Source organism: Mycobacterium sp. Root135 (assembly GCF_001426545.1).
In the GTDB taxonomy this organism is placed as follows: domain Bacteria; phylum Actinomycetota; class Actinomycetes; order Mycobacteriales; family Mycobacteriaceae; genus Mycobacterium.
The window spans coordinates 170,397-180,041 of the sequence record NZ_LMEZ01000008.1; the positions used below are offsets into that span (position 1 = coordinate 170,397).

9 protein-coding genes are annotated in these 9,645 nt (G+C 67.8%); 8 read left to right on the plus strand and 1 reads right to left on the minus strand.

Annotated elements, in window-relative coordinates; genetic code table 11:
- Positions 1 to 3: 3 nt before the first annotated feature.
- The 5 genes from ASD37_RS24620 (at position 4) to ASD37_RS24640 (ending at position 4,808) form a co-directional block, all read left to right on the plus strand.
- Positions 4 to 1,047: an iron chelate uptake ABC transporter family permease subunit gene (locus ASD37_RS24620; protein ID WP_235568539.1), complete on the plus strand. Its 1,044-nt coding sequence runs from the start codon at positions 4 to 6 to the stop codon at positions 1,045 to 1,047.
- Positions 1,044 to 2,102 (plus strand): iron chelate uptake ABC transporter family permease subunit, encoded by a 1,059-nt coding sequence (locus tag ASD37_RS24625; protein WP_056557849.1) that lies wholly within the window; start codon positions 1,044 to 1,046, stop codon positions 2,100 to 2,102. The genes ASD37_RS24620 and ASD37_RS24625 overlap by 4 nt, the downstream gene beginning before the upstream one ends.
- 14 nt (positions 2,103 to 2,116) lie before the next feature.
- Positions 2,117 to 2,944 carry an ABC transporter ATP-binding protein gene (locus tag ASD37_RS24630; RefSeq protein WP_056557851.1) on the plus strand — a complete coding sequence of 276 codons (828 nt, stop codon included), beginning with the start codon at positions 2,117 to 2,119 and terminating at the stop codon, positions 2,942 to 2,944.
- Positions 2,945 to 3,063: 119 nt separating this feature from the next.
- The gene (gene panD, locus ASD37_RS24635) at positions 3,064 to 3,471 is read left to right on the plus strand and encodes an aspartate 1-decarboxylase (RefSeq protein ID WP_056558270.1); all 408 of its coding nucleotides are present in this window, start codon (positions 3,064 to 3,066) and stop codon (positions 3,469 to 3,471) included.
- A 5-nt stretch (positions 3,472 to 3,476) separates the two neighbouring features.
- Positions 3,477 to 4,808: a lysine N(6)-hydroxylase/L-ornithine N(5)-oxygenase family protein gene (locus ASD37_RS24640; RefSeq protein ID WP_056558274.1), complete on the plus strand. Its 1,332-nt coding sequence runs from the start codon at positions 3,477 to 3,479 to the stop codon at positions 4,806 to 4,808.
- On the opposite strand, the gene ASD37_RS24645 is transcribed toward ASD37_RS24640, so the two are convergent.
- Positions 4,805 to 5,749 (minus strand): methionyl-tRNA formyltransferase, encoded by a 945-nt coding sequence (locus ASD37_RS24645; RefSeq protein WP_056557853.1) that lies wholly within the window; start codon positions 5,747 to 5,749, stop codon positions 4,805 to 4,807. The two genes, ASD37_RS24640 and ASD37_RS24645, sit on opposite strands and share 4 nt — an antisense overlap.
- 127 nt (positions 5,750 to 5,876) lie before the next feature.
- On the opposite strand from ASD37_RS24645, the gene ASD37_RS24650 reads away from it, so the two are divergent.
- The 3 genes from ASD37_RS24650 to ASD37_RS24660 are packed head-to-tail and all read left to right on the plus strand — an operon-like array spanning position 5,877 to position 9,642.
- On the plus strand, positions 5,877 to 6,125 hold the full coding sequence (locus ASD37_RS24650) for an MbtH family protein (RefSeq protein ID WP_056557856.1): 249 nt from the start codon (positions 5,877 to 5,879) through the stop codon (positions 6,123 to 6,125).
- Positions 6,119 to 7,861, plus strand: coding sequence for an ABC transporter ATP-binding protein (locus ASD37_RS24655; protein WP_056557858.1), 1,743 nt, complete (start codon positions 6,119 to 6,121; stop codon positions 7,859 to 7,861). The genes ASD37_RS24650 and ASD37_RS24655 overlap by 7 nt, the downstream gene beginning before the upstream one ends.
- Positions 7,858 to 9,642 (plus strand): ABC transporter ATP-binding protein, encoded by a 1,785-nt coding sequence (locus ASD37_RS24660; protein WP_056557860.1) that lies wholly within the window; start codon positions 7,858 to 7,860, stop codon positions 9,640 to 9,642. The genes ASD37_RS24655 and ASD37_RS24660 overlap by 4 nt, the downstream gene beginning before the upstream one ends.
- Positions 9,643 to 9,645: the final 3 nt, after the last annotated feature.

Here is a 9,645-nt window from a genome sequence, read left to right on the forward strand (position 1 = left end):
ACGTTGAACGTCGCCGCGCTGGACGAAGAGACCCACACCGACCACGCGTCGGAGGGTCGGCGCCACGCCATCGGCCTGCTGGGCGCCGCGGCCGTGCTGGCTCTCACGTGTGTGCTCAGCCTCGCGGTCGGCACCGAGAACGTGGGCCTGTCCACGGTGTGGCACGCGATCGTCGACTACACCGACACCGGCAACCAGTGGATCGTGTACGAGCTGAGGATCCCGCGCACCCTTCTCGGCATCGTCGTCGGAATCGCCCTCGGACTCAGCGGGGCCCTGATCCAGGGTGTGACGCGAAACCCGTTGGCCGACGCCCAAATTCTCGGCATCAATTCCGGTGCGGGCCTGTTCGTCGTCGCGGCGATCGCCTTCCTCGGGCTCCGCTCCGTGTGGTCGTACGTGTGGTTCGCCTTCATCGGAGCCTTCGTCGCGATGGCGTTGGTGTATCTGATCGGCATGACGGGACGCGCCATCGCCACCCCGGTGCGGATGCTGCTCGCCGGCGTCGCGGCGGGCGCCGTGATGGAGGGCCTCTCCTATGGCATCCGCCTGCGCAACCCGCGGGCGTTCGACTCGATGCGGTACTGGGACGCCGGCGCGTTGGACGGTCACACGCTGGCCGTCGTCGGCGCGGTCGCCCCGTTCGTCGTGCTCGGGGCGGCGATGTGCCTCTACGTCAGCCGGGGGCTCAACGCCGTCGCGCTCGGCGACGAGTTGGCCGTCGCCATGGGCGGCAACGTCGTTCGAACCCGGGTGGTCGGCTTGCTTGCCGTCACCCTGCTGGCCGGTGCCGCCACCGCGGGTGCCGGGCCGATCGGATTCGTCGGTTTGATGGTGCCGCACGCGGTGCGGTGGTTCACCGGTCCGGACTGGCGGTGGATCTGCGCCTACTCGGTCTTCCTCGCACCCGCGTTGTTGCTGACCGCCGACGTCGTCGGCCGGGTGGTCGTGAAACCGGGCGAGCTGCCCGCCGGCATCGTGACGGCATTCGTCGGCGCCCCGGTCCTGATCTGGCTGGTGCGGCGCAGAGACGCGGCGGCCCTGTGAGCCCCGTCGACACGGTCGACTTCGGTCACCGTCAGTTGATCGTCCGCCGCGAGCCGGGACTCGCGCTGCGGGCGGCGTGGCGCAGCGTCGTGGTGCTGTCCATTCTCGGGGTGGCCGCCCTGGTGCTTGCCGTGCTGGCGCTCGGCGTCGGGCAGTATCCCGTGCCGCCAGGGCAGGTGGTCGCCATCCTGCTCGGCCAGGACACGTCGTTTGCGAGCGTGCTGGTTCTCGAGTGGCGGATGCCGCGAATCCTGTTGGCATTGTTGATCGGTGCGGCCCTTGGCGTCTCTGGTGCGATCTTTCAGGCGCTGACCCGCAACCCGCTTGGTAGTCCCGACGTGATCGGCTTCGACTTCGGCGCATACACCGGCGCGCTGATCGCCATCGCGGCGCTCGGCGGTGGCTACTACACGACGTCCATCAGTGCGGTGATCGGTGGCCTGGCCACGGCCGTCGTCGTCTACCTGCTGTCCTACAAGAACGGTCTGGCGGGCTTCCGGCTGATCATCGTCGGGATCGCCGTCAGCGCGGTGCTGAGCTCGGTCTGCCAGTGGATCATCCTGAAGATCCGGCTTCATCAGGCGATTACGGCGTCCGTCTGGCAGCAGGGGTCACTCAACGGCCTGGAGTGGGCGCAGGTCTACCCCGTCCTCGGCGGGCTCGCGGTCGGCGTCGTGATGCTGATGGTCGTCGGCCCGCAGCTTCCCATCCTGCAGATGGGTGACGACGCGGCAGGCGCCCTCGGGATCCGCCCCGGCCGGGTCCGCCTGGCTTACTTCGGGATTGGTGTTCTCTTGATCGCGGTGGCCGCCGCGGCGGCGGGGCCGATATCGTTCGTGGCGCTGGCGGCACCTCAGTTGGCGCGGCGTCTCACCGGCGCCCCCGGCGTCGGCCTGGTGTCGGCCGCCGCGATGGGCGCCTTCTTGCTGTTGGGCAGCGACCTGATCGCCTTGAAGATCTTCGCGCCGGCGGAGTTGCCGGTGGGCGCGGTGACCGTGACCCTGGGTGGGCTGTACCTCGTCTACCTTCTCGTCGTCCAGGCTCGTCGTCGATAGGGAGTGGGACGCACATGACCGATGAAGTACGCCTCGGTGCTCGTGATTTGTCGCTCGGATACGGTGCGGCACCGATCGTCGAGGGTCTCACCGTCGACGTCGCCCCGGGGGCCGTCACCGCGATCGTCGGGCCGAACGCCTGCGGCAAGTCGACGCTCCTTCGCGGGCTGGCCCGGTTGATGAGCCCTGCTGCGGGACAGGTGATCCTGGACGGATCCGACATCAGTCGTCTGCGGACCAAGGACGTCGCCAAGAGGCTCGGCCTGCTGCCGCAGTCGTCGATCGCCCCGGAGGGCATCACGGTGGCAGACCTGGTGACGCGCGGGCGCTTTCCCCATCAGACGATGCTGCGGCAGTTCAGCCGCACCGATCAGCAGGCCGTCGCCGACGCGATGGCGGCCACCGGTGTGACCGCCATAGCCGGCCGTCCCGTCGACCAGTTGTCGGGCGGCCAACGGCAACGGGTCTGGATCGCGATGGTGCTGGCTCAGCAGACACCGCTGATCCTGCTCGACGAGCCGACCACGTTCCTGGACATCGCCCACCAGATCGAGCTGCTCGACCTCTTCGCCGATCTCAACGCAGAGCAGGGCTGCACCATCGTCGCCGTCCTGCACGATCTGAACCACGCCTGTCGGTTCGCCGATCAGATCATCGCGATGAAGGCGGGAGCCATTGTGGCTCAGGGGAACCCGGCCGACGTCATCACCGCGACCCTGGTGGAGGAAGTGTACGGACTGGAGTGTCAGGTCATCGACGACCCCGAGACGGGGACGCCACTGGTCATTCCGCGGGCATCCAGTCGCCTGCGCGCCAGGAGGCAGGACCCGTCGCGCCGTTGACCACCCGAACCGGGGGTGGACCTGAGCCTGTGAACGTTCTAAGGTTAGGGTAACCTCTCTACCGGCCAGCTGTCGACGCGTTGGCCGCCACGGACGTCAACAACGCTGGAGGGCAAGCAATGCTCCGAACCATGCTGGGGGGCAAGGTGCATCGCGCCACCGTCACCCAGGCCGACCTGCACTACGTGGGGTCGATCACCATTGACCAGGACCTCATGCGAGCCGCGGACATCCTGGAAGGTGAGCAGGTCGACGTCGTCGACGTCACCAACGGGGCGCGGATCACGACCTATGCGATCACCGGCGCGTCCGGATCGGGAGTCATCGGAATCAACGGCGCCGCAGCCCATTTGATCAACCCGGGCGACTTGGTCATCATCATGTCGTTCAAGCAGCTCGACGAGCGCGAGGTGTCGCGCCACGCGCCACGCGTCGTCCACGTCGACGACCGCAACCGAATCGTCGCCCTCGGCGCGGACCCGGCTCAGCCGGTTCCCGGCGCGGTCGACCAGCTGGCGAGCCGGTGATGACCATGACCGTGAACGGAAATCACCGAGCACGCACCGACGACGACGTCCTCGGTGTCGTCGGCGTCGGCTTCGGACCGTCGAATCTCGGCTTGGCCATCGCCGTCGAGGAGCACAACGAGACGTGCGGCGACGGAGAGACGATCACCGCCGAGTTCGTCGAATCAAAGGCTGAATTCGGTTGGCACACCGGCATGTTGATTCCGGGCACGACGATGCAGATCTCGTTCCTGAAGGATCTCGCGAGCCAGCGCAACGTCCGAAGCCAGTACACGTTCCTGAGCTATCTGACCGAGCGCGGCAGGCTCAACGAGTTCATCAACCATCAGACGTTCTTCCCGACGCGGTTGGAATTCCACGACTACCTGGAGTGGGCGGCCACCCGCGTGGCCGCGAAGGTGCACTACGGCACCAGGGCGGTCGCCGTCCGCGACGAGGGTGACTGCCTGGCCGTCGACCTCGAAGGCGCCGCCGGCGGGACGCTGCGCGCACGTGCGGTGGTCCTGGCCGGCGGGCTTCGGCCGCAGCTGCCGGGTGGGGTCACCGAGACGCCGCGTCAGTTCCACAACCACGAGGTGCTCGACAAGCTGAAGAAGCTGCCGTCGATCACGCACCGGCGCTTCGTCGTCGTGGGAGCCGGACAGAGCGCCGCGGAGGTCACCGACTACCTGCACACGACCTATCCAGACGCCGAGGTGCACGGGGTATTCGCGAAGTACGGATTCAGCCCGGCCGACGACAGTCCCTATGCCAACCGGGTTTTCGATCCCGCGGCGGTCGACGACTTCTACACCGCCGAGCCGACGGTGCGCCAGCGGCTGCTCGACTACCACCGCGCCACCAACTATTCGTGTGTCGACCTTCCTCTGATCGAAGCGCTCTACGCGAGGGAGTACGCAGAGCGGGTGGCGGGCAATCGCCGGCTGTACTTCCACGGTGCCTCGGGCATCACGTCGGCAACAGAGGACGAGCGCGGGGTACGCGTGGTCGTCGAGCATCACCCGACCAAGACGCTCGAGACGCTGGACTGCGACGCGGTGGTCTACGCCACCGGCTTCGCTCCGATGTCCCTGCCGGACATCCTCGGCGATCTATGCGACCCGGAGGTGTTCGCCGCCGACGGACCCGGGGTCGAGCGCGACTACCGACTGCGGACGGCGCGCGACGTGTCGGGGGCGATCTACCTGCAGGGCGGTACCGAGCACACGCACGGTCTCAGCTCGTCGCTGATCTCCAACATCGCCGTGCGCTGCGGTGAAATCGTCGAATCCATCGCCAACGACCCGGTTTTCGGGCCGTCGCGGCGACGGATCGTCGGCTCCTCCTCGACCAGCTAGGGCTGGTCGGTGAGGTAGCCGCCGCCGCGCCCGAAGAACTCCAGCGCGGGCAGCTCGGTGCCGTCGTCGAGGCGAACAGCCTCGACGACGAGCCCGGGCGCGTCACCTCGGTGCGCGTTCGGGCCCGCGACGATGACCATCCCGTCACCTTCGGCGATGAACACCCGGCCCGGGGTGCCGCCGTAGCAGCACCGCGACACCGAGGCGCGCAGAATGCGAATCCGCTGGCCCCGCCAGTACGTGACGGCGTTCGGGTAGGGATCGGACAGCGCGCGGACGAAACGGTCCAAGTCCTCTGCGGTCCAACGCCAGTCGACGATGCTGTCCCGCGCCGAACGCTTGTGGAAGAAGGTGCGCTCGTCGAGGTTCTGGGGTGTCCAGATGGCGGTGCCCTGCTCGATGAGGTCCAGCGATTCGATCAGCACGTCGGGAATGAGCTCGATGGTGGCACGCACCAGGGAGGTCCCGGTGTCCTTCGGCCCGATCGGAATGGACCGCTGGAGCACGATGTCGCCGGTGTCGAGTTCGTCGTCCATGCGGTGAGCCGTCAGCCCGACTTCCGTTGCGCCGCTGATCATCGCCCAGATGACCGGGGAGAATCCGGTGAACTTCGGCAACAGGGAATCGTGCAGATTCAGGGTGCCGTGCGGCGGCAGGTCGAACAGCTCCCTCGGCAGCCAGGTCCGCCAGTTGTTGGCGACGATGATGTCGGGTTTGGCGGCCGCGACGCGCTGGATCAGCTCGTCGTCGGGCCGCTGTGCCAGATGCACCGGAATGCCGTGGTCACGCGCCAGTTCTTCGACGGAATCCGCCCAAATCGACTCGTACGGCTGATCACTCGGCGGATGTGTAACCGCCAAGACGACGTCGTGATTTGACTTGATGAGCGCTTCCAGGGTCTTGTGGCCCCAGGTTTGGTATCCGAACGTTGCTACCCGCATGTGCCGCCTCCCGTATGTGCCTAGATTTGGCTAGCCTAACCTTTGATAGAGTTGCGTGGTTCAGGCGGTCGCGCCCAGAGTGCGTACAGCGCCGTGAAGGTACCCAAGCCAGTATTGAGGAGAGCGCATGTCGGGCAATCCATTTGACGACGAGACGGCCAACTTCTACGTCCTCGTCAACAGCGAGGACCAGCACTCGCTGTGGCCGACGTTCAAGCAAGTGCCGGGTGGCTGGACGATTGCGTTCGGCGCCGACGGTGGGGCGAGCCGACAGGCCTGCCTCGACTACGTCGACGAGAACTGGACGGACATGCGTCCCAAGAGCCTGCAGCTGCGGATGGCGGCGGCGTCGCCAGGAGCTGACTCGACATCGTAGAGACGACCACGGATTCGTCGACGAAGGCTGAGGAAGCGCGAACGGGCAACGCGATCCTGCGACGAACCGTCACCCGCAATGCCCGGCTGCTCACCGTCGGATCGCTGCTGATCTGTGGTCACCAGCTGTGCGAGGCCATGGTCCCCGTGATGATCGGCGTGGTCATCGGCCGTGCCGTCGAGACCGGTGACGTCGGCCAGCTGGTGGTGTGGATCGCGGTCCTCGCGGCACTGTTCCTGCTGCTGACGTTCTGCTACCAGGCCGGCGCGAGACATCTGATGCGCGCCATCGCCACCGAAGGCCATCAGCTGCGGGTCGAGCTGTCCCTGCGGATCCTGCACCCCTTCCGGTTGCGGACGCCGCTGCGCAGCGGCGAATTGCTCTCGATCGCGGGCACCGACGCCGACGAGACGTCGTACCTGCTCGACTACGTACCTCGGATCGCCGGTTCGATCACCGCGATCGTGGTGTGCGCGGGAGTGCTGCTCACCATCGACGTGCCATTGGGTCTGGTCGTGCTGATCGGCACCCCGGTCATCCTGTACCTGTTGCACTTTGGTGGACCGGTGATCACCCGACGAGTAGCCGACCAACAGGAACTCGCGGGCAAGGCGACGGCGATGTCGGCGGATCTGATCGCCGGACTGCGACCCCTGCGCGGCATCGGCGCCGAGGACGCGGCCACCGAGCGCTACCGCACGGTCAGCCAGGAGGCATTGGCCGCCACCATCCGGGCCACCCGCTCGCAGGGCGTCTACATCGGCGTCTCCACCGCCATGAGCTCACTGCTCGCTGTCGGAGTCGCCGTCACCGCAGGGTGGTTCGCGCTGCGCGGCGAAATCTCCATCGGCGAGTTGATCACCGTCATCGGGCTGGCCCAGTTCCTACTCGAACCGTTCAACACCATGGCCGAGGTGCCCAGCTGGGTCGCGGAAGCCCGCGCATCCGCCGTGCGCGTCGGCTGGGTGGAGGATGCGCCGGTCGCGTTGACCCCGGGGTCGACACGCCTCGACTCCGCGCCGTACTCGCTCGACGTCGTCGACGTCCGGCACGGGCCGCTCGACGGCACCACCCTGTCGGTCGCGGCCGGAGCCATGGTGGGCGTCGTCGCCGCCCAGTCCGCCGACGCAGACGCCCTCGTCAAAGTTCTTTCCGGGCAACTGGTGCCGGGGGAGTACAGCGGGGAGGTCCGGGTGGGCGGGGTGAAACTAGAGGACCTCGACCTCACGGAGTCACACCGAGCGCTGCTAGTGGAGCCGCACAAAACCGACCTCTTCACCGGATCGCTGCGGTCGAACCTGCTCACCGGCGACGACGTCGCCGACGGCCGTGAATTGGACGCCGCGCTGCGGTCGTCCTGTGCCGTCGACGTGGTCGAGGTGCACGGCGAGGGTCTCGACCACGGCGTCACCGAGCGCGGCGCGAGTCTGTCGGGCGGACAGCGTCAGAGGCTGACGCTTGCCAGAGCACTGCTGCGGCGCGCACCCGTCCTGGTCCTGCACGAACCGACGACCGCGGTGGACGCGGTCACCGAAAGCGCGGTGGCCCAGGGCATCACGGAGATGCGACACGGTGCGGACACTCGGAACTTCACGACGCTGATCGTGACGTGCAGCCCCGCGCTGCTCGCGGCGACGGACAGGGTCGTGCTCATCGACGGAGGTCGGGTAGTGGCGACGGGATCACACGTGGAGCTGATGGAACGCCAGGACTACCAGCGGGCGGTCTTGCGATGACGACTGCGGTTGCAGAGCACGACATCCTTCCCGTCGCCACCGGTCGCGAGACCTGGACCTGGTTGCGCCGCGAGCTCAGGAGCCGCGCCGGCTCTGGGCTGCTGACGCTCGTCGTCGGGCTGGTCGCCGCCGCCACGGCGGTGCTGCCCGTGTACGTACTCGGCGTGCTCGTCGACCGCATCATCGACGGCTCACCGCCGTCGGTGATCGTCACGATCGCGGTCATCGTCACCACCGCCGCCGTGGTCGGCGGCCTGGCCAGCGGACTGTCGAACTACTTCATCGGCAGGCTCGGCGCCATCGCGCTCGCCGATCTGCGCGAAGCCGGGGTCGAACGCGCACTGTCGCTGCCGACGGCGACGGTGGAACGCGTCGGGCGAGGCGACGTGCTGTCCCGCGTCAGCACCGACGTCGCGACGATCGGCAAGGCTGTCACGGACGTCATCCCGACGATGTACGCGTCGATCCTGTTGGCCGCACTCTCGTTGGTCGCCATGGTCGGCCTGGACTGGCGTCTCGGCCTGGCCGGGGCGGTCGCCGTCCCGCTGTACGTGTTGGCGCTGCGCTGGTACCTCCCACGGTCGGCACCCCGATACGCCGAGGAGCGCCGGGCCATCGCCGAACGCTCACAGGTGTTGATGGAGAGCATGATTGGATCGGCTACGGTCCACGCCTACGACATGCACGTCGAGCACCAATCCGCGATCGAGACCGCCTCCGCGCGGGTCCGCGACATCTCGCTCGCCGTGTTCACCCTCTTCACGCGCTTCGTCGGACGCATCAACCGCGCCGAGTTCATCGGGCTGACCGTCATCTTGGTGACGGGGTTCTGGCTGGTGAAGACCGGCGACGGCACGGTCGGTCAGACGACGGCCGCGGCGCTGCTGTTCCATCGACTGTTCAGCCCGATCAGCGAGCTGCTCTTCACCTTCGACGAGGCTCAGGACGCCGGCGCGAGCCTGGCCCGGCTGGTCGGTTTGGTCACCATGCCCCACCAGGCTGAGAGACCGACGGCCGCAGTCGGTTCCGATCCGCGCGACGCGTCCCTCGACCTCGAGGACCTGCACTACAGCTACGACGGTGAACACACCGTCGTGCACGGCGTCAGCATCCGGCTCGAGCCGGGACGCCGAGTGGCGCTGGTCGGTTCCACCGGGGCCGGCAAGTCGACGGTCGCCGGTATCGCCGCAGGCGCACTGACACCACAGCGGGGGGTCGTACGCGTCGGCGGCGTCGACGTGGCCAGTCTGACGCCCGAACAGCGCCGTCGGCACATCGCCATCGTCAGCCAAGAGGTACACGTCTTCGCAGGCGCGCTGGTCGACGATCTGCGATTGGCGAAGGCCGACGCCACCGAGGAGCAGGTGCACGACGCGCTGCGCGCGGTCGGCGCCGACGAGTGGGTCGCGGCACTCGAGGACGGGCTCGACACCGTCGTCGGCGAAGGCGGCCACGAGCTGACATCGGCTCAGGCGCAACAACTTGCGCTGGCCCGGCTGATGCTCGCGGACCCGACCGTCGCGATCCTGGACGAGGCGACCGCCGAGGCGGGAAGCCAGGGTGCGCGCGAGTTGGAGCGTGCTGCCGCCGCGGTCACCGCGGGCCGCACCACCCTGATCATCGCGCACCGACTCACCCAGGCCGCGACGGCGGACCGGGTGATCGTGATGGCCCACGGCAGGGTCGTCGAAGAGGGAAGCCACCATGACCTGGTCGCGGCGGGTGGGCGCTACGCCCAGTTGTGGCGCGCCTGGGCAGCAGACCATTCTCGCGGAGAGTAAGAA